Here is a 20,237-nt window from a genome sequence, read left to right on the forward strand (position 1 = left end):
AAGTGAACTTACTTGTTCTAGGGTGCTCGTATGACGGAGTGGCGGCCTACGGCGTGCATCCTGTGTGAGTGCAATTGCGGCATCCAGGTGCTGCTCGGGCCGGATGGGCGGTCCTTCGAGAAGATTCGGGGAGACAAGCTGCATCCGGCCTCCGCGGGATACACCTGCAACAAGGCGTTGCGGCTCGATCACTATCAGAACGGGCGGACGGGGCGGGTGACGGCGCCGTTGCGGCGGCGGGCGGACGGTGCATTCGAGGAGATCGATTGGGAGACCGCGATTTCCGAGATCACCGCCCGGATGCAGGAGATCGGGCTGCGGTACGGGGGTGAGTCGATCTTCTACTACGGCGGTGGCGGCCAGGGGAATCATCTGGGTGGGGCGTATGCGCCGGCGACGATGGCGGCGTTCGGGATGCGGTATCGGTCCAGTGCGCTGGCGCAGGAGAAGACCGGCGACTTCTGGGTGGGGGCGCGGATGGCGGGGCATCCGATCCGGGCCGATGTCGAGCACGCCGAGGTGGCGTTCTTCATCGGCAAGAATCCCTATCAGTCGCACGGGTTCCCGCGGGCCCGGACGGTGTTGAAGGAGATCGGGCGCGATCCGGACCGATCGATGATCGTGCTGGATCCGGTGCGGACCGAGACGGCCGAACTCGCCGACTTCCACCTGCAACTCCAGCCCGGAACCGATGTGTATCTGCTGTCGGCGATGGCCGCGATCCTGGTGCGCGACAACCTGATCGACGAACCATGGCTGGCCGAGCATGCCGAGGGCGTGGCGGAGGTGCTGACGGTCCTGCGCGTGGTGCCGATCGAAAAGTACTGCGCCATAGCCGATGTCGACCTGGAGCTGGTGACGGCAGCGACCCACCGGCTGGCGAGTGCGAAGTCCGTGGCCGCGCTCGAAGATCTCGGCGTGCAGATGAACCGCTACTCCACCGTGGTCAGCTATGTCGAGAAGCTGGTGTGGCTGCTGACCGGGAACCTGGGCAAACCCGGTACCCAGTACGCGTTCACCGGGTTGGCCGCGCTCGGCCACGACCGCGGGCACCCGGCGGGCGAGGGCCCGCGCAGCCCGGTCAGCGGCGCGCCGATCATCAGCGGCCTGGTGCCGTGCAACGTGATCACCGAGGAAATCCTCACCGATCACCCCTCCCGCTACCGGGCGATGTTCGTCGAGAGCAGCAATCCCGCGCACTCCCTGGCGGATTCGGCCCGCATGCGTGCGGCGCTGGAGTCCCTGGAACTGGTGGTGGTCGTCGACGTCGCGATGACCGAGACCGCCCGGCTGGCCGACTACGTGCTTCCGGTACCCACGCAGTTCGAGAAGTACGAGGCCACGTTCTTCAATTTCGACTTCCCGCGCAATATCTTCCATCTCCGGCACCCGATCCTGCCCGCACCCGAGGGCGTGCTCCCGGAGCCGGAGATCCACGCCCGCCTGGTCGAGGCCGCCGGCTTCCTCGGCGAAGCCGACTACGCACCGTTGCGGGCCGCGCTGGCCGAGGGCCGGGAAGCGTTCGCCATGGCCTTCCTCGGCATCCTCGCCGACCCGAGCAAGGCGAAACTCGTTCCGGTGCTGCTGTATCGGACACTGGGCCCGACGCTGCCGGACGGCGCCGACGCGGCCGCACTGCTGTGGGCGGCGGCTTACAACTGTGTCCGCAAGTTCCCCGACAGCGTCGAACGAGCCGGGTACGGCACCGGACTGGCGGCGGGTGAGCGCCTGTTCGACGCCATCCTGACCGGTAAGCACGGCATCGTGATCACCGAGGACGAGCACGAGGTGACCTGGAGCAGGTTGCGCGGCAACAAGGTTCAGCTGCATCTCGACGACCTGCTCCAGGTCGTGGCGACCCTGCCCGAACCGGCGGAGGCGAACGGCGAGTGGCCGTTCGTGCTCTCGGCGGGCGAACGCCGCGCCTTCACCGCCAACACCATCGTCCGAGATCCGGCCTGGCGCAAGCGCGACAGCGCCGGCACACTGCGCATGAGCAGTGCCGATGCCGAGCGTCTGGGTTTGGGCCCGGGCGACCTGGTCCGCGTCACCACCCGCCGCGGCAGTACCGAGGTCCCCGTGGAACCCACCGATCGCATGCGCCCGGGTCACCTGTCGCTGCCGAACGGTTTCGGCCTCACCGTCACCGATCCCGACGGCGCCGCCGTGACCACCGGCGTCGCACCCAACGAACTGACCGAATTCGACTCCCGTGACGAATGGGTCGGCACCCCGTGGCACAAGTACGTGCCCGCCCGCCTGGATACCGTTGGGGCATGAAACGCACGACTTTCGCCGACTGGCCGTGCACCGTGGCGCGCACGGTGGACCTCATCGGCGATTGGTGGACGCCGCTGGTGCTGCGTGAGGCCTACTACGGGGCGCGCCGCTTCGACCAGTTCGAGCGCGTACTGGGGCTGAGCCGGAACGTGCTGACCCAGCGCCTGACCCGGCTCACCGAGGAAGGGCTGCTGGAGCGCGTCCGCTACCAGGACCGGCCGCCCCGCCACGAGTACCACCTGACCGACAAGGGCCGCGATTTCTTCCCGGTCATCGCGGCCATGATGCGCTGGGGCGACCGCTGGCTGGCCCCCGACGGTCCCCCGGTCGTGCTGCACCACGAGACCTGCGATCACGACACGCACGCCGAGGTGGTCTGCGCGCACTGCCGGGAACCCCTGCGGCACGCCGAGATGTCAGCCCGCCTGGGCCCCGGCTTCCCGGACCGGCACCGTGACGGCGCCCTCGCCACCGGCCGATTCGACGCCCCGGGGCGCACCGCGTGACCTCGGACGATGCCGGCCGTCCAGCGGTTGTTTCAATCCGGAAGATGTTGCAGCTGCGATCTTTCAATGCTTAAGTTTGCTGGAACCACTGGTGAGGGGGCAACGTATGCCCGGGAGTAGGCAAGACATTCGGTGATCGGCAGTAGATTCCCCCGCATATCCCCGGCGCACCTGAGCCGGACCGTCGGTGTCCGCACCCGGCTCCTGGCCATCGTGCTGATTCCGAGCATCGCGCTGCTGGCCACGGGTGTCGGCGGCGCCATCTATCTGGTGCGCAGCGGCCAGGATGCCAACGAATGGGCCGAATTGGCGGACGCGACGGGCAAGCCGGTGGCGCTGATGGTGCAGGGCTTCCAGGAAGAGCGCCGAATCTCGCTGTTGCATTTGGCCGGAGACGGCACCGCGGCGGCTCATCTGCCGGCCGCACGCAAGCAGTCCGATGTGGCGCTGGCGGCTGTGCACGAAGGCGCGGTCGCGGCGCGCAAGCTGCGTCCCGACACCAAGGACGAGCTCGACGACTTCCGCAAACTGTTCGACCAGCTGACGCAACTGCGTGGCGGCATCGACGCGCGGATGGTCCCCACTGCCGTGGCCTTCAACGCTTTCAACAAGGTCATCGACGTCGTCTCGCTGGTGGTACTGCTCGCCGCGGACATCGCGCCGGACGCGAAAGTCGCGGTGGAGCTGTACAAATCGACACATCTGTTACGCGCTGCCGAATCCCTCTCCCGGATCACCAGCCTCGGTTCGGTGGCTCTGCTCACCGGGCAGCTGCCGGCCGCGCAGATCCCCGAACTGGCCCGCTACATCGGCGATGCGCGCGGTGAGATCGACTATCTGAGTTCGGTCCTCACCGGCGCGCGGCAAGCGGAGCTGAAGCAGATCGTCGCCAGCCCGGCGTGGCAGCGCAACGTCGCGATGGAGAACGCGCTGGTGCAGCGCGGTCCCGTGACGCCGAAGGACCAGACCACCGCACGCACCAGCCGCACCGGCAACGCCGAGCCGACGCCATTGCCGATGGACGTCGCCGAATGGCAGCAGGTGGCAGGCCAGGTGCGCGCCGGACTGTTGAAGGTCTGGGTCGACCAGACGACCGACGCCCATGCCGGCGCCAAGACGCTCGGTGACCGGCTCGCCAAGCGGTCCCTGCTCGGCGGCGCGGTGGTCCTCGCCGTCACGTTGATCGCGTTCATCGCGGCCCTGGTACTGGCCAACCGGTTCATCAGCCGGATGAAGCGACTACGCCGCGACACTCTGATCCTGGCCGACGAGCGCCTGCCCGAGACCATCCGCCAGCTCAGCACCGGCAAGGAGCTCGAGCCCGCCGAGGAGGTCACCAAGCTGGAGTTCGGCGCCGACGAAATCGGCCAGGTCGCCGACGCTTTCAATCGCGCGCACCACTCCGCCATCGCCGCCGCGGTCGCCGAATCCAAGACCCGCGCGGGCGTGAACGCGGTGTTCCTCAATATCGCGCACCGCAGCCAGGTCGTGGTGCACCGCCAGCTGGTGCTGCTGGACAAGGCCGAGCGCGAGGAAGAGAACCCGGAGCGCCTGGATCTGCTGTTCCAGCTCGATCACCTGGCCACCCGGGCCCGGCGCAACGCCGAGAACCTGATCATCCTGGGCGGCGAACAGCCGGGCCGGAAGTGGCGCAACCCGGTGCCGCTGGTCGACGTGATCCGCGGCGCGGTCGCGGAAAGCCTGGACTACACCCGGATCACGATCGGGCAGCTGCCGCCGACGCAGATCACCGGCAGCGCCGTGGCCGACATGATCCACCTGCTCGCCGAGCTCGCGGACAACGCCACCGCGTACTCGCCGCCGGAGGCCAAGGTGGAGATCACCGGCAACCTGGTCGGCAAGGGCGTGGCGGTCGAGATCTCCGACCAGGGCCTGGGTATGTCGGTCGAGGAGTTCGGCGAGCGCAATACGCTGCTGGCCAGCCCGCCCGACTTCAGCGTCGCGGCGCTGTCCAGCGATGCCCGCCTCGGCCTGTTCGTGGTCGCGAAACTGGCCGTGCGGCACGGTATTTCGGTGCGCCTCGCGGAATCCGATTTCGGCGGCGTGAAGGCCATCGTGCTGATCCCGGTGGCGCTGACCACCAGCGAGCTGGAGCCCGGACCCAGGGGGATGGCAGGAGGCGCAGCCGACGGGGTGGGTGAACGCAGCGCGAGCCGTCCGGCGCTGACCGGTGGCGCCGAGTTCGCGCTCACCGGCCAGGTCGCGGCGGTCGGCAAGTCCGGCAGCTTCGACGCCTTCGGCGCCGGCGGGGTGATCGGCGGCGGCGAGATCCCGGTCCGCACCAGTGGGCTCACCCGTTCCGAGGCTTACGGCCAGAATGCCGCGTTCGAGCAGCCCGAAAACCGGAGCCAGTCCCCGGCTTTCGGACAGCCGCCGAGTTTCGGCGACAATCCGAGCAGCGGGCAGTCCCTCCCCTCCGGGTTCGGACAGTCCGAGAGCGCCCGGCATTCCGAAAGCTCCGGGCAGTCCCAAAGTTTCGGGCAGTCCCAAAGTTTCGGCCGCTCCGAGCGCACCGACACCGGACTGGATCTGCCCGCCGTCGCCAATCCCGCGGAAACCACCGGACGCCACCAGAAGCCGGATCTGCCGCGGCGGCGGCGCACCACCGGCCCCGCCGCGGCGGCCACCCCGTCCCTGCCCGAGCCCGCGCCGGCGCCCCGCCAGCGCTCGGCCGACGAAGCGCGAAACCTGATGTCGGCCATCGAGAACGGCACCAGGCAGGGCCGCTTGAACCGGGTCGATTCCGACCAGACTCCCAGCAATCCCGATTCCCCGGAAGGGCGGTGGTGACGATGTCCGTGTCACGTAATCTCGACTGGTTGCTCGATGATCTCCTACAGCGGCTGCCCGATGTCCGCGATGCCGTTGTGCTGTCCACCGACGGGCTGCTGCTCGGCAAGAGCAGCCCGATGGACCGCTCGGACGCCGAGCGTTTCTGCGCGATGGCGTCCACGCTGCACGGCGTAGCCCGCAGCGCCGGAACACATTTCAACGCGGGCGGGGTATGCCAGACCGTGGTGGAGCTGGACCGGGCCGTGCTGTTCATCACCGCCGCCGGCGCGAACGCCTGCCTCGCGGTGCTGACCTCGGAGACCGCGAATCTCGGTATGGTTGCTTACGAGATGAACCAGACCGTGCAGCGGGTCGGCAGCCACCTCTCGGTGGACCCACGACCCCAAGCTCTCGATCAAGTGGGTTAGAGGCAGTCATGAACAGTCCGCGTGAGTCCTGGTACGACGACGAAGCCGGGCCGGTAGTCCGGCTGTTCGCGGTCACCCGCGGTCGCTCCGACACCCGCCGTACCGATATCGACATGCTCACGCTGGTGGTCACCTCGCCGTACGGGGCCTTGCGCCGCCACGAACCCGAATACGCCGCGATCGTGCGCCTGGCCCAGGCGCCGCAGTCGGTGGCCGAGCTCGCCGCGCAGCTGCGGCTGCCGATGACGACCACCAAGATCCTGGTGGGCGACCTGATCGGCGACGGCGTGCTGGACTTCCGGGCTCCGGTCGCCGCCGCCGAAAACGGCGCGGGCAGCACCGATATCGGCATGCTGCGGGCGCTGCTGGAGGGCATCCGGGCGCTCTAGCTCACCAATCCAAGTTACTTAACATTCTCCTAAGGTTTCGACCCGGGAAATTGCCGTTACCTGGCCATTCGGCCAAGCAAACCGGCGTGGAAAATGTTGCGCGGGTGCACTTTCAGTGATTAGGTGTTCTCGACTCACTAGCGAGGGGGCCACCGTGCCCAGAAGTAGGCAAGTACATCGGTGATCGGCAGTAAATTCCCCCGCATCAGCGTCCCGCGCACGGTCGGCGTCCGCGCCCGCCTGCTCGCCATCGTGCTCATCCCGAGCCTGGCGTTGCTGGCCACCGGCATCGGCGGCGCCACCTACCTGGTCCAGGACGGCCGCAAGGCCAACCGGTTCGCGGAATTGGCCAGCGGCACAACGGCTCCGGCCATCCTGATGGTCGAGGCGTTCCAGGAGGAACGCCGGATCTCCTTGCTGCACCTGGCCGGTGACAACAGCGCGGCGCCGAACCTGCCCGCCTCGCGCAAGCAATCGGACCTGGCGCTGGCGGCGGTCGCGGCCCAGGGCGAAGCGGTCTCGGAGCTGCGGCCCGACCTCGCCAGCAATATCGACGGCTACAACGAGCTCTACAAACAACTTCCGGGGCTGCGGGCCGGCATCGATGCCCGGGTGCTCCCGGCGCCGCAGGTCTTCGCGGTGTACAGCCAGATCATCCAGGTCATCACCCTCGCCTCGCTGCTCGCCGCCGAGGTCGCCCCCGACGCCGGCGTCGCGGTGGAGCTCTACAAGGCGGTGCACGCCCTGCGCGCCGCCGAGGCCGTGTCGCGGACCAGCAGCCTGGGCTCGGTCGCGGTCCTCACCGACGAGCTGGCGCCGGAGACCCTGGCCGAGCTGAGCGGCTACATCGGCGACGGCCGCGGTGAAATCGCCTACGTCGGCGCGGTGTTGACCGGCGTCCGGCTCGAACAGTGGAAGCGGATCACCAGCGGCCCGGAATGGCAGCGCGTGGTCGCGATGGAGGACGCGGTCTTGCAGCGCGGACCCATCCCCGCCGTCGACCGCAAGGCCTCCGACATCGAACTGCCGATGGATGTCACCGAATGGCAGACCGCCGCGGGCAAGGTGCGCACCGACCTGCTCCAGCTCTGGGAGGACCAGAGCGCGGACGCGCACGTCACCGCGACGAACTCGGGCAACGAGATCTCGCGGAACTCGATTCTCGGTGGCGCCGCGGTCTTCTCGCTCGCCCTGCTCGCCTTCCTCGGAGCGTTGCTGCTGGCCAACCGGTTCATCGGCCGGATGAAGCGGCTGCGCCGCGACACCCTCGAGCTCGCCGACGAGCGGCTGCCCGAAACCATCCGCCAGCTCAGCGGCGGCAAGACGGTCGGGGACGGCGAGATCGCCAGGCTGGATTACGGCACCGACGAAATCGGCCAGGTCGCCGACGCTTTCAACCGTGCGCACGGCGCCGCCGTCGCGGCGGCGGTCGCCGAATCCCAGACTCGGGCCGGCGTCAACGCGGTGTTCCTCAATATCGCGCACCGCAGCCAGGTCGTGGTGCACCGCCAGCTCGGCCTGCTCGACAAGGCCGAGCGCGAGGAAGAGTCCCCCGAGCGCCTGGACCTGCTCTTCGAGCTGGACCACCTGGCCACCCGCGCCCGGCGCAACGCCGAGAACCTGATCATCCTGGGCGGCGAACAGCCCGGCCGCCGCTGGCGCAACCCTGTGCCGCTGGTCGACGTGATCCGCGGCGCGGTCGCCGAGAGCCAGGACTACACCCGCATTCACATCGGCCGCCTGCCCGACACCCAGGTCACCGGCGCCGCGGTGGCCGACGTCATCCACCTGCTCGCCGAGCTCGCGGACAACGCCACGGCATACTCGCCGCCGGAGTCCCGGGTCGAGATCACCGGCAATCTGGTGGGCCGGGGCGCGGCCCTGGAGATCTCCGATCAGGGCCTCGGCATGTCGGCCGAGGAACTGGCGCAGCGCAACGCGGTGCTGTCCGATCCGCCGGACTTCAGTGTCGCGGCGCTGTCCGGCGACGCCCGGCTCGGTCTCTTCGTGGTCGCCAAACTGGCTGTCCGGCACGGCATCTCGGTGCGGCTTTCGGAATCCGACTACGGCGGCATCAAGGCGATCGTGCTGATCCCGGCCGAGCTCACCACCCCGGAGCCGATCGCCGAGCAGCCGCGGGGCTTCCAGGGTCTGGGCAACTACCCGGGCGCCTACGCGCAGCCCGCCGGGATCTCCGCCGCACCCGAACAGCCCGCGGCCCTGACCCAGCGTCCCGGTTTGCCGCGGCGTCAACGCACTACCGACAACCATCCTGGAACCTCATGAACGCTGTAACACATGAATGATCCGCGCGAATCGTGGTACGACGACGACGCCGGGCCGGTCGTCCGATTGTTCGCGCTGACCCGTGGCCGATCCGGCAGCGCGCGCACCGACGTCAATATGCTGACGCTGGTGGTCACCTCGCCGATGGGGCGGCTGCGCCGGCACGAACCGGAGTACGCGGCGATCCAGCACCTGGCGCGGACGCCGCAGTCGGTGGCGGAGATCGCCGCCCACCTGCACCTGCCGATGACGACCACCAAGATCCTGGTGGGCGATTTGATCGGCGACGGCGTGCTGGACTTCCGCGCACCGGTCGCGACGCCCGAGAACGGCACCGGCACAAGCGATATCACCATGCTGCGGGCGCTGCTGAAGGGTATTCAGGCGCTGTAACGGGGGCCGGAACGAGCATTCTCGTCCCGGCCCCTCGAGTCAGCTCAGCCGTGCGGCCAGGCGTTTCGCGTTCATATAGGCGATGGCCTCGATCGTCACCATGGGGTTCACCCCGGACGCGGTCGGGAAGCACGAGCCGTCCGCGACAACGATATTGGGGACTTCCCAGGTGGCGCCGTCCGGATCGGCCGCGGAATCCGCCGCCGAGCCGCCCATCCGGGCCGAGCCCATGATGTGCAGCACGCCCATGCCGCAGCGCCCGGGCGCATACCCGGCGGCCAGGGCCGCGGCCTCGAATTCGGCATGCGATCCGCGCACGCCGGGCTGATAGGACACGCCGGCCTGGTGCGCGGACGTGATCGTCTTCGCCCCGGCGGCCTCGAGAATTTGTGCCGCGCCGCTCACGCCGGCGTGGATGTGCGCGCTGTCCCGTTTGGAGACCACGTAATTCACGATGGGCTCGCCCGCTTTGTCGACGGTCACGGTGCCGTGGTCGCGATCGCGGGTGATCACCGCGACGGCGGCGGTGTGCGCGAGATTCAGCATGGTCGCGCGGTTCTCGGCGGCGCCGCGCCAATTCATCAGGCCCACCACCGGTCCCGGCGGCACCGGCATGGTTTCGAAGATGACGCCGTAGCCGTTGCCGTCCAGGTCCCGGCGCTCGCGCGAGATCCTGGTCTGCAGGCCGCCCTCCCAGGGGCGGATCTCCTCGTCGAAGGTGCCGAACACCGCGGTCGCGGGATGCAGGCGCAAGTAGTTGCCGATGGCCTTGTTGCGCAGGCCGGAACGCTTCAGCAGCGCGGGCGTCTGGATGGCGCCCGCGGCGACCACCACCGCGCGGGCCTTGACCTTCAGCTCATGGCCATCCGCGGTGATCGCCTGTACACCTTGGGCTTTGCCGCCGTCGACCTCGATCTTGCGGACATTCGCCCCGACCACCAGCCGCGCGCCCCGCTCCGCGGCGTCGGACAGCCAGGTTTTCGTCACCGAGCGCTTGGCGCCCAGCCGGCAGCCGGAACCACAACGACCGCACTCGATTCCGGCGTCGCAGGCATCGGATACGTTGCGCGGCAACGTGCCGACATCCCAGCCGAGCTTTTGCAGGCCGCGTTCGAGCACGCTTTCGCGCCCGGAGAGCGGCGAACGGTCGGTGTTGACGCCGAGGCGGCGCTCCACCGCGCTCAACGCGTCGCCGAACTCGTCGGTGTCGAACTGCTTGGCGCCCAGGCTCGCCCATTCGGCGCGCACGTCATCGGGGACGCGCACCGAGGTGGTCCAGTTGACGACGGTGCCGCCGCCCAGGCAAGTGCCCGCGCCGAGGGACAGCTGACCGTTCGCGGTGGCCAGGGGGCCGGGCGCGTACAGCTTGGCCAGCGCGTCGTAATCGCCACGGCCGAAGTCTTTGTCGTCGTAGTAATCTCCGCGTTCCAGGACCACCACGTCGAGCCCGGCCTCGGCCAGCACCGCGGCCGCGGTGCCGCCGCCCGCACCCGAACCGACGATCACCACATCGCACTCCAGCGTGGTGTTCTCGGTGGGGCGCACCGGGTTCAGCGTCGGCTGCGGTGCGGAGTCGAGCGCACCGGCCGGGGCCGGATAGCCCATCGCCCGCCACAGCGGGCTGTCGCCGTCCGCGTCGGCCATGGCCCAGTACGGCAGCAGCGCCGAGGCTTTGAGCGCCTGGAACACCGCGCGCAGCGGGGCGATCGGCGACTCGCTCAGGCGCAGCAACATGCGTTCCCGATCGGCCGCGGAGCGCGCGGAGAAGCGGCGCGGGCTCATGCCCGCCAGCACGCCGAACAGCGGCGAATCCCACAGTCCGAGTAGGGTGGCTAACTGCTTGCCGTCTTCTGGGCGCGGGTTACGGGCGATCATCTCCAGCACGGCGTCGGCGACCGCTCGCTCACCGGCGCCGGGTAAGCCCGACCCGTCACCGGGAGCGAACGTTTCGCAGATCAATTCCAGCGCCGCGCGCTGGCGTGCCGTAACTTCCATGGCGTCTCTTCCCAAATCCAGAATCCCGGCTCACATATAGCCGCCGATTAGGGACCCTACTCTGGGTTGTTAACGCCGTAAAGCTGAGTCGCAGCGTTGATTTCAGCCTTACTTATTCTTCACTTGACGATCGAACGGACCTGTTCCTCGTACTTGGCCCGGGTCTCGGCGTCGGCGGGGTGCAGCGCGCGGTCGCCGTTGAAGAGCTTGCGCACCAGCTGCACCGCTCGTTCCGGGGTGGCGGCCAGCGCCACGTCCAGCGCGCCCAGGTAATTCGGCACGGCCACTTCGGCTTTGCGCGTGTCGCAGGTGCCGACGATGGCCTCGGCCACATCCTCCGGATCGACGGTCGGCATACCCTTGCCGAGCGCCATCCCCGAGGACAGCCGGGTGCGCACAGCGGACGGCAGCACCGTGCTGACGCTGACGCCGTGCTCGGCGAACTCCAAACGCGTGGCGGCGGACAGGCCGACCGCGGCGAACTTGCTCGCGTTGTAGACCGCCAGTCCGGGCACCGGCAGCTTGCCGGCCAGCGAGGCGACGTTGACCACGTGCCCGTGGCCGCGCTCGATCATGCCGGGCACCACCGCGCGCATGCCGTGGATGAGACCCCAGACGTTGATGTCCATGGTGGCGTGGCCGACCGCGTCGGCTTCGTCCAGGAACGCGCCCGCGGGCATGACGCCGGCATTGTTGACCAGGATGTCGACGCGTCCGAGTTCGGCGACCGCCTTGTCCCACTGATCGCGGGCCCGCACGTCGAGTTCGACCGCGCGCGCGCCGATTTCGGCGGCCGCGGCGTCGGCGGCGGCGGTATCCACGTCGGCGATGACGACATCCGCGCCCCGGTCGGCGAACAGTCGCGCGGTGGACTGCCCGATGCCGCGCCCGGCGCCGGTGATCAGCACGCGCGCGTGCTGCAGATCGATGGCGGGGTAGCCGTGGCCGAGGATCCTCATGCGAATACTCCTTCTTCGAGCGCCGCGCGAGTGCTGCGCAGGCTGTGGCGGAACGTGTCCAGACGACGGCTGCCGTCCATGAAGTTGGGGCCCATCACCGCGAGATCCTCGGCGGTGGCGCCGAGCAGCAGCACCTTGGTGCCCGCTGCGCGCAGATCGGCGATCTCACCGGCGAGCTTGGCGCTCATCCGGTTTCGCATCTGACGCTCCAGCAGGTGTCCCGCGCTGCCGGCCGGCACGCGATCGGCCGAGGCCATCGGGGCGATCACCACCAGCTCGTCGAGACCCTGCCCCGCGAGCAGATCCACCGACGCGGTCGATCCGGCGCCGCCGTCGATGAAGCGCCGGCCCGCGATCGGTACCGGCGGCAGCCAGCCGGGCACCGCCCAGGAGGCACGCAGCGCCTCGCCGAGCGTGGCCGCGGGGGCGTCCGGAGATCCGAACGGAACCCGTTGCCCGGTGGCGTAATCCATGCTCACCAGCCAGGTCGCCGGATGCGGCACCCAGGTGCGGCCGGGATTGAGCCGCTCGGCCAGGCGCTGCAACCAGCTCGCGTCGCCGCCGCCGACCGGCAACAGGCCACTCCCCGCGGTGAGCAAACGCTGACCCGACGGCGCGCGCAGCGCCAGCCGCGGCGCGCCCAGCCGCGGCTTCGGCAGCGGCGGGAACTTGCCCGGCCCCGAGCGCAGGTGCTCGGTCAGGATCGGATTCGCGCTGTGCCCCTCCTGCATCGCGACGAGTTCGTCGACGGCTATTCCGCTGCCCAGCATGGTCACGTATTCCGCGCCCGCCGAGGTGCCGATCAGCAGGTCGGCCGTGCGCGGATCCCACGCCAGCACGTCGCGCACCGCGGCCAGCGCCCCGACGATCCAGGCCGCGCCGACCGTGCCGCCGCAGCCGATGGCCAGGCCACGTCGCTGTGGCCCGTTATTGTTACCCATGGTTCCGAGACTAACAGAATTCAAATACCAGCGGTATCCGGAATCTAGGAGTACGTAGAATCGCTGCCATGGCCCGACTGACCCGCACCGAAAGCCAGGCGCGCACCCGCGCCGATCTGGTTGCGACGGCGCGCGACCTGTTCCTGACCGAGGGATACGCGCGAACCAGCCTGGAGCGGGTGGCCGAGGCCGCCGGCTATTCCAAGGGCGCGGTGTACTCCAACTTCCGCACCAAGAAACAGCTCTGCCTGGAAGTGCTCGACCTCATCCACGCCACCAAGTTCGGCGAGGTGACCGAGCTGGTCTCCACCTCCGACAGCCTGGAGAGCCGCCTGGCCAAGCTGCAGGAATGGGCCGAACGCACGCTCGGCGACGTCGGCTGGACCATGCTCGAATTCGAGTTCGCGACCGTCGCCCGGGATGATCCCGAGCTGCAGGCGGCGCTGGTCTCCAGTCTCGGGGCGGTGCGCGGCGCCGTTGCCGCGCAGCTACAGACCCTGGCCGATTCACTGGAGATCGACTTGCCGATGCCCGCGGCGGACGCGGCCACCTCGGTGCTGAGCATGGGGCTGGGGCTCGGCATTCAGCGCGCGATCGATCCGACGATCTCGGCGCGGCTCATCACCGACGCCGTGCGACTGCTGGTCAGCCTCGGCGACCGCACCCGGGCCTAGCTGGAGAAATGCACTGTCCACTCGCCGCGGTAATGCAGGCGGGTGACATGGCCCGGCGGAATATCGATGCGCCAGAACGATTTCGGCGGCGCGTCCAGGGTGACCAGGAGCGCGGCCCGGATCACCGCGGGGTGGGTGACCGCGACGGTGGACATGCCCTCCGAGGCGATCTCGGCCATCCAATACCGGGTCCGCTGGATGACATCGCAGACCGATTCGCCGCCATGACCTTTGAACATCGGGTTGGTGAGCCAGGCGTAGAGCTCGTCCTGCGGGACCGACATGAGTTCCCCACCGCGCCAGGCGCCCGCGTCCAGATCGCGGAGGCGGTCGTCTTCCTCGCCGGGTAGGCCCATCAGGGCGGCAGTTTCCACGGTTCGTCGTTCCGGTCCGGTGAGCACGCGCGCCGCGGTCAATCGCGTGACGGCGGCCATGGCGCGGCGGCCGGCCTCGGTCAGCGATTCGTCGACTGGAAAACGTGCCTTTCGCATCGCCTCGGTCATGCCATGGCTGACCAGGTCGAGTCTGAGCACCTTTTGCACGCCTGGAAGCGTACGCCGGGACGAAACCTCGCTTCGCTCGGCTTTCGTCCCGCCGGTTTTCCCTTTGGAACCGGGGGCGCTTCGCTTCCCCGGTTCCGCGCAGCTTCCCGTCTTGCCGCAATACAGCCCTGCTGAGCTGCGACTCGAGGAGCGGAACCTGTCGGTGGGGTAGGGCAAACTGAGGGGCATGGCCAAGCTGTCGACTGCCGGGTTCTCACAGGCGACTCGAGAGTGGTTCGACGGTGCGTTCCCGGCGCCGACGTCCGCTCAGCTCGGCGCGTGGCAGGCCATCGCCGGTGGGGAGCACACGCTCGTTGTCGCACCCACCGGTTCCGGCAAGACGCTGTCGGCATTCCTGTGGGCGATCGATCAGCTGGCCGGGCGGCCGGAACCGGTCGCGGGCACCTCGGTGTTGTATATCTCGCCGCTGAAAGCGCTGGCCGTGGATGTGGAGCGGAATCTGCGGGCGCCGCTGGTCGGGGTCACCCAGACCGCGAAGCGGCTGGGCGCGGAGCCGCCCGCGATCACCGTCGGGGTGCGCTCGGGCGACACCAGCGCCGCGGATCGCCGGTCCATGCAGCGCACGCCGCCCGACATCCTGATCACCACGCCGGAGTCCCTGTTCCTCATGCTCACCTCGGCGGCACGGGAGACGCTGCGCACGGTGAGCACCGTGATCGTGGACGAGGTGCACGCCATCGCGGGCGGTAAACGCGGCGCGCATCTGGCGTTGTCATTGGCCCGGCTGGATCAACTCACCGAACGACCCGCGCAGCGGATCGGGCTGTCGGCGACGGTGCGGCCGCCGGAGGAGGTCGGGCGGTTCCTGGTCGGCAACGCGCCGATCACCATCGTGAATCCGCCCGCGCCCAAGACTTTCGACCTCTCGGTGCGGGTGCCGGTGCCGGACATGACCGACCTCGGGGATTCCGACCAGCCCGGATCGATCTGGCCGCATGTCGACGAATCGATCGTCGACCTGGTGCTCGAGCATCAGTCCTCGATCGTGTTCGCGAACTCGCGGCGGCTGGCCGAGCGATTGACCGCCCGCCTGAACGAGGCCTATGCCGAGCGGCTCGGCGAACCGGTGGCCACCGACCACGCCGCGCCCGCGCTGATCGGTCCGACCACCGAGGTCACGCACGGCGCCGGCACGCTGCTCGCGCGCGCCCACCACGGGTCGGTGAGCAAGGAACAGCGCGCGCTGATCGAAGACGATCTCAAGAGCGGGCGGCTGCGCTGTGTGGTCGCCACCTCCAGCCTGGAACTCGGCATCGACATGGGCGCGGTCGATCTCGTCGTTCAGGTGGAGGCGCCGCCTTCGGTGGCGAGCGGGCTGCAGCGGGTCGGGCGGGCCGGGCACCAGGTCGGCGAGATCTCGCGCGGTGTGCTGTTTCCCAAGCACCGCACCGATGTCATCCACTGCGCCGTCGCGGCCCAGCGCATGCTCACCGGGCAGATCGAAGCGTTGCAGATCCCCGCGCATCCGCTCGACATCCTGGCCCAGCAGACGGTCGCCGCCTGCGCGCTGGAGCCGATCGATGTCGACGCCTGGTTCGAGACCGTGCGCGGGACCGGCAGCTATGCCACGCTCCCCCGTTCGGCCTACGAATCCGTCCTGGACTTGTTGTCCGGCCGGTATCCCTCCGACGAATTCGCCGAATTGCGGCCACGATTGGTCTGGGACCGCGACGCGGGCACCCTCACCGGCCGGCCCGGTGCGCAACGGCTCGCGGTCACCTCCGGCGGCGCGATCCCCGACCGCGGCATGTTCGCGGTGTACATGGTGGGCGAGAAGAATTCGCGCGTCGGCGAACTCGACGAGGAGATGGTCTACGAATCCCGGGTCGGCGACGTCTTCGCGCTCGGTGCGACCAGCTGGCGGATCGAGGAGATCACCTTCGACCGCGTGCTGGTGACGCCGGCGTTCGGACAGCCGGGGCGGCTGCCGTTCTGGCACGGCGACGGCCTCGGCCGCCCGGCCGAACTCGGCGCTGCCCTGGGCGAATTCATCCGCAAGGCCGGAAAATCCGGTGACACCGGACCCGCCGACGAGCTCGTGCGCACGGCCGGCTTGAACGACAACGCGATCGCGAACCTGTTCGCCCTGCTCGACGAACAGCGCACGGCGACAGGCCATTTACCGACCGACAAGACGCTGGTGGTGGAGCGGTTCCGGGACGAGCTCGGCGATTGGCGGCTGGTGCTGCACTCGCCTTATGGGCTGACCGTGCACGCGCCGTGGGCGCTGGCGATCGGTGCGCGGTTGCAGGAGCGGTTCGGGGTCGACGCCACGCCGAACGCCTCCGACGACGGCATCGTGGTGCGACTCCCCGACACCACCGACGATCCGCCCGGCGCCGAACTGTTCGTCTTCGAACCCGATGAGATCGACGACATCGTCACCGAACAGGTCGGCGGCTCCGCCCTTTTCGCCTCCCGCTTCCGCGAATGCGCGGCCCGCGCCCTCTTGCTGCCGCGCCGCGATCCCGGCAAGCGCGCACCGCTCTGGCAGCAGCGCCAGCGCTCGGCGCAGCTACTGGACGTGGCCCGCAAGTTCCCGGACTTCCCCATCCTGCTCGAGACGGTGCGCGAATGCCTCCGCGACGTCTACGACCTCCCCGCCCTCCGCGAACTACTCGGCCGCGTCGCCCGCCGCCAGCTCCGCCTGGTCGAGGTCGAGACCGCCACCCCGTCCCCCTTCGCCAACGCCCTGCTGTTCGACTACATCGGCCAGTTCATGTACGACGGCGACAGCCCCCTCGCCGAACGCCGCGCCGCCGCCCTCTCCCTCGACTCCAGCCTGCTCGCCGAACTCCTCGGCCGGGTCGAACTCCGAGAACTGCTCGACGCCACCATCATCGACCAGGTCGAGCGCGAACTACAGCGCCTCACCCCCGAACGCCACGCCCGCGACGCCGAGGGCCTGGCCGACCTGCTGCGACTACTGGGCCCCCTTACCCCAGCAGAAGCCGGAGCCCGCTGCGCGCTGGGCCCTGCTCGCGACGACACCGAAACGACTGGGGCGGCTGCCCGCGAGGGTCTCCGCAGCGACGACAACGAAAGCGCCCCGGCGACTGGACGCGAGGATTTCGGCACTTCTGGAGCGCACCACGAATGGTTCGCGGAATTGTTGAAAGCCAAGCGGGCGCTGGAGGTTTCGTTCGCGGGTCGGACGTGGTGGGTGGCTGTCGAGGACGCCGCGCGGTTGCGGGATGCGCTGGGTGTTCCGCTGCCGATCGGTACTCCGGCCGCGTTCATCGAACCCGTCCCGGATCCGCTGGGCGACCTTGTCGGCCGTTATGCGCGCACCCATGCGCCGTTCGCCACCGAGGCGGTGGCGCAGCGCTTCGGCCTCGGCGCTGCCGTAGCGGCTACCGCATTGCATCGGCTGGTCGCCGAAAAGCGGGTGGTGGAAGGCGAATTCACGCCTGCCGCCACCGGCTCGGAGTGGTGCGACACCCAAGTCCTGCGCCGTCTCCGCCGCCGCTCGCTGGCTGCCGCTCGCCATGAGGTCGAGCCCGTCGCCACTATGGCGTTCGGGCGCTTCCTGCCCGCATGGCAGCACATCGGCAGCGGTGAACTGCGCGGCGTGGACGGTGTCGCGACTGTGGTGGAGCAACTTGCAGGAGTGCCGATTCCAGCTTCGGCGTGGGAATCGCTGATCCTGCCCGCCCGAGTGCGTGATTACTCCCCAGCGATGCTCGATGAGCTCATGGCAACCGGTGAGGTGATGTGGTCCGGGCATGGCTCGATCACCGCCAAGGACGGCTGGATCGCCCTGCATCTGACCGATCAGGCCCCCTTCACCCTCGCACCTCCAGATGACATCGAGCTCACCGAAATCCATCTGCGCCTATTGACCGCGCTCGGCGCATCGATTCCCGCCTGGACGCCGCTCACCGAGATCCCGAATACCGCAACTCCCACTCCGGTCGCCTTGGATACACCAGAGCCGGCCCGCGACAGCTCAGGCGGGGCCCTGAGCTTGCCGCCGATGCTGCAAGGCGGCGGAGCCTATTTCTTCCGTCAGCTATCCGACGCCACCGGACTGCTCGACGACACCGCGGTGGCGGCGGCGCTGTGGGAACTCGCGTGGGCGGGCGTTGTGGCGGGCGATACTTTCGCCCCGGTCCGCGCGTTGCTGTCCGGGACCACTCGCACCACCACCGCGCACCGCACTCCGCGCCGCGCTCCTCGCGGACGCGCGTATCTGCCGCGGCAGACCATGCCGACCCGCTCCGGCCCGCCCGCCGTCGCCGGGCGCTGGTCGCTGCTGCCGGATCGGGTGTCGGACAACACTGTTCGCGCACACGCCACTGCTGACATGTTGCTGGAGCGCTATGGCGTGCTGACTCGCGGCTCCGTGCAGAACGAAGGCGTGCCCGGCGGGTTCGCGTTGATGTATCGGGTGCTCACCGAATTCGAGGACCGCGGCCGGTGCCGCCGTGGGTATTTCATCGACTCGCTCGGCGGTGCGCAGTTCTCCACCACCGACGTGGTGGACCGGCTGCGGTCCTTCGATTCCGACCGCATCCGTCCCGCCGACGGAAAGCACCGCCCGCCACAGGCTTTGGCGCTGGCCTCGTGCGACCCCGCCAACCCGTACGGCGCGGCCCTGCCATGGCCCAAGGGGGACGGCGACAGCGGGCACCGCCCGGGGCGCAAGGCCGGCGCGCTGGTCGTCCTCGTCGACGGCGATCTGGTGCTTTATCTGGAACGCGGCGGCAAGACCCTGCTCACCTTCACCGAGGACCCGGTCGCCCGCCAGGCCGCCTCCGCCGCACTCGCCGGGCTGGTCCGCACCCGGCGCGTCGACTCCCTCGTCATCGACAAGGTCGACGGGGAGAGCGTGCACGGCAACACTTTCGCCACCTTCCTCACCGAAGTGGGCTTCTCCGCGACCCCGCGCGGTCTGCGGCTGCGGAGCCAACCGTGACCGGCTCGGTACGGTTGTCTCATGCCTGAAGGCGACACCATCTTCCTGGCCGCGCACCGGCTGCGGCTGGCGCTGGTCGGGAAAACGCTGGTGCGCAGCGATTTCCGGGTGCCCCGGTACGCCACGGTGGATCTGGCCGGTGAGCTGATCGAGGAGGTCGGCAGCTACGGCAAGCATCTGTTCATCCGCACGCCGCAGGTCAGCATCCACACCCATCTGAAGATGGAGGGGATCTGGCGCACCTACTGCATCGGCGAGCGCTGGACACGCCCGCGCGTGCAGGCCCGGGTCGTGCTCACCACCGACGACACCGAGGCCGTCGGCTTCGACCTCGGCAAGGTGGAGGTGCTGCGCCGGTCCGAGGAGCACACCGCGATCGACCATCTGGGTCCGGATCTGCTCGGGCCGAACTGGGATGTCACCGAGGCGGTGCGACGGCTGGCGGCGCATCCGGAGCAGCCGATCGGGGTGGCGCTGCTGGATCAGCGGAATCTGGCGGGCATCGGCAATATCTTCCGCAGCGAGGTCTGTTTCCTGCGGAAAGTGCACCCGGCGACACCGGTGGCCGCGGTGCCCGATCTGGTCGCGCTGGTCAACGAGGCGCATCGGATTCTGGGCAAAGCCGCGCACGAGCCGCCCCGGCGGCCGCTGGTCTACGGCAAGCAGCGCCGCCCCTGCCCGCGCTGCGGCGCCACCATTGTCGTCCGCATGCTCGGCGACTCCGACCCCGGCGATCGGATCACCCAGCGCGAGCGTGGCATCTATTTCTGCCCCCGCTGCCAGCCCGAGCCACCCGAGTAAATCCCTCGCGTGCGATGTAATTTGCCACCGCATTGCTAACACTGCGCCCCCGCATCCCGACAGCATCTGTGAGATCGGAATTCAACAGCGCAGGAGCAGGACGACATGGTGCGGCACCCGACGGTGAGCCGTCGTCTCGCGATCACCGCACAGGTCGTCGTCGCCGTACTCGCGATCGCCGCCACGGTGGTCTTCATCTACCTCCTGTTGCACACCGCGCCGCCGCCCGGCACGCCGGAGACACCGCGCCCTGCGATCACCAACGGACATACCCACCGCGGAATGTGAAACCCTTGACGGGGCAACCGAAT

The 20,237-nt window shown here is 69.2% G+C and carries 15 protein-coding genes; 11 read left to right on the forward strand and 4 right to left on the reverse strand.

Features of this window, described 5'->3' with window-relative positions:
* Positions 1–30 precede the first annotated feature (30 nt).
* The 7 genes from AB0M14_RS00520 to AB0M14_RS00550 all read left to right on the forward strand — a co-directional run bounded on the left by AB0M14_RS00520 (position 31) and on the right by AB0M14_RS00550 (position 9,075).
* Positions 31–2,280, forward strand: a complete 2,250-nt coding sequence (locus tag AB0M14_RS00520) for a molybdopterin-dependent oxidoreductase (RefSeq protein ID WP_364986501.1) — start codon at positions 31–33, stop codon at positions 2,278–2,280.
* Positions 2,277–2,786, forward strand: a complete 510-nt coding sequence (locus AB0M14_RS00525) for a helix-turn-helix domain-containing protein (protein WP_364986504.1) — start codon at positions 2,277–2,279, stop codon at positions 2,784–2,786. The genes AB0M14_RS00520 and AB0M14_RS00525 overlap by 4 nt, the downstream gene beginning before the upstream one ends.
* A 132-nt stretch (positions 2,787–2,918) precedes the next feature.
* The gene (locus AB0M14_RS00530; RefSeq protein WP_364986508.1) at positions 2,919–5,597 is read left to right on the forward strand and encodes a nitrate- and nitrite sensing domain-containing protein; all 2,679 of its coding nucleotides are present in this window, start codon (positions 2,919–2,921) and stop codon (positions 5,595–5,597) included.
* Positions 5,594–6,007, forward strand: coding sequence for a roadblock/LC7 domain-containing protein (locus AB0M14_RS00535; RefSeq protein ID WP_364991167.1), 414 nt, complete (start codon positions 5,594–5,596; stop codon positions 6,005–6,007). Before AB0M14_RS00530 ends, AB0M14_RS00535 begins: the two co-directional genes overlap by 4 nt.
* 8 nt (positions 6,008–6,015) lie before the next feature.
* Entirely contained in the window at positions 6,016–6,396 is a 381-nt protein-coding gene (locus tag AB0M14_RS00540; protein ID WP_364986511.1) for a DUF742 domain-containing protein, read from the forward strand.
* Between the two features lie 180 nt (positions 6,397–6,576).
* Positions 6,577–8,682 (forward strand): ATP-binding protein, encoded by a 2,106-nt coding sequence (locus AB0M14_RS00545; RefSeq protein ID WP_364986514.1) that lies wholly within the window; start codon positions 6,577–6,579, stop codon positions 8,680–8,682.
* 12 nt (positions 8,683–8,694) lie between these two features.
* Positions 8,695–9,075 carry a DUF742 domain-containing protein gene (locus tag AB0M14_RS00550; RefSeq protein WP_364986518.1) on the forward strand — a complete coding sequence of 127 codons (381 nt, stop codon included), beginning with the start codon at positions 8,695–8,697 and terminating at the stop codon, positions 9,073–9,075.
* Positions 9,076–9,114: 39 nt separating this feature from the next.
* On the opposite strand, the gene AB0M14_RS00555 is transcribed toward AB0M14_RS00550, so the two are convergent.
* The 3 genes from AB0M14_RS00555 to AB0M14_RS00565 form a co-directional block, all read right to left on the reverse strand.
* A complete protein-coding gene (locus AB0M14_RS00555) occupies positions 9,115–11,070 on the reverse strand; it encodes an FAD-dependent oxidoreductase (RefSeq protein WP_364986521.1) in 1,956 nt (651 codons plus the stop codon).
* A 119-nt stretch (positions 11,071–11,189) separates the two neighbouring features.
* Positions 11,190–12,029, reverse strand: coding sequence for an SDR family oxidoreductase (locus AB0M14_RS00560; protein WP_364986525.1), 840 nt, complete (start codon positions 12,027–12,029; stop codon positions 11,190–11,192).
* Positions 12,026–12,970: a patatin-like phospholipase family protein gene (locus AB0M14_RS00565; RefSeq protein ID WP_364986528.1), complete on the reverse strand. Its 945-nt coding sequence runs from the start codon at positions 12,968–12,970 to the stop codon at positions 12,026–12,028. Before AB0M14_RS00565 ends, AB0M14_RS00560 begins: the two co-directional genes overlap by 4 nt.
* A 68-nt stretch (positions 12,971–13,038) precedes the next feature.
* Between AB0M14_RS00565 and AB0M14_RS00570 the strand changes: the two genes are divergently transcribed.
* Positions 13,039–13,644 (forward strand): TetR/AcrR family transcriptional regulator, encoded by a 606-nt coding sequence (locus AB0M14_RS00570; RefSeq protein WP_364986531.1) that lies wholly within the window; start codon positions 13,039–13,041, stop codon positions 13,642–13,644.
* Here AB0M14_RS00570 and AB0M14_RS00575 read toward each other — a convergent pair.
* Positions 13,641–14,186 carry a histidine phosphatase family protein gene (locus AB0M14_RS00575; RefSeq protein ID WP_364986534.1) on the reverse strand — a complete coding sequence of 182 codons (546 nt, stop codon included), beginning with the start codon at positions 14,184–14,186 and terminating at the stop codon, positions 13,641–13,643. The two genes, AB0M14_RS00570 and AB0M14_RS00575, sit on opposite strands and share 4 nt — an antisense overlap.
* 187 nt (positions 14,187–14,373) lie before the next feature.
* Here AB0M14_RS00575 and AB0M14_RS00580 point away from each other — a divergent pair, with 187 nt between their 5' ends.
* The 3 genes from AB0M14_RS00580 to AB0M14_RS00590 all read left to right on the forward strand — a co-directional run bounded on the left by AB0M14_RS00580 (position 14,374) and on the right by AB0M14_RS00590 (position 20,214).
* Entirely contained in the window at positions 14,374–19,125 is a 4,752-nt protein-coding gene (locus AB0M14_RS00580; RefSeq protein WP_364986537.1) for a DEAD/DEAH box helicase, read from the forward strand.
* Positions 19,126–19,146: 21 nt separating this feature from the next.
* Complete coding sequence (locus tag AB0M14_RS00585; RefSeq protein WP_364986541.1) at positions 19,147–19,926, forward strand: DNA-formamidopyrimidine glycosylase family protein; 780 nt, start codon at positions 19,147–19,149, stop codon at positions 19,924–19,926.
* 105 nt (positions 19,927–20,031) lie between these two features.
* Positions 20,032–20,214: a hypothetical protein gene (locus AB0M14_RS00590; protein WP_364986544.1), complete on the forward strand. Its 183-nt coding sequence runs from the start codon at positions 20,032–20,034 to the stop codon at positions 20,212–20,214.
* The last annotated feature ends 23 nt before the right edge of the window (positions 20,215–20,237 follow it).

Origin of the sequence: Nocardia sp. NPDC051832, assembly GCF_040681285.1 — a bacterium.
Classification (GTDB): Bacteria; Actinomycetota; Actinomycetes; order Mycobacteriales; family Mycobacteriaceae; genus Nocardia.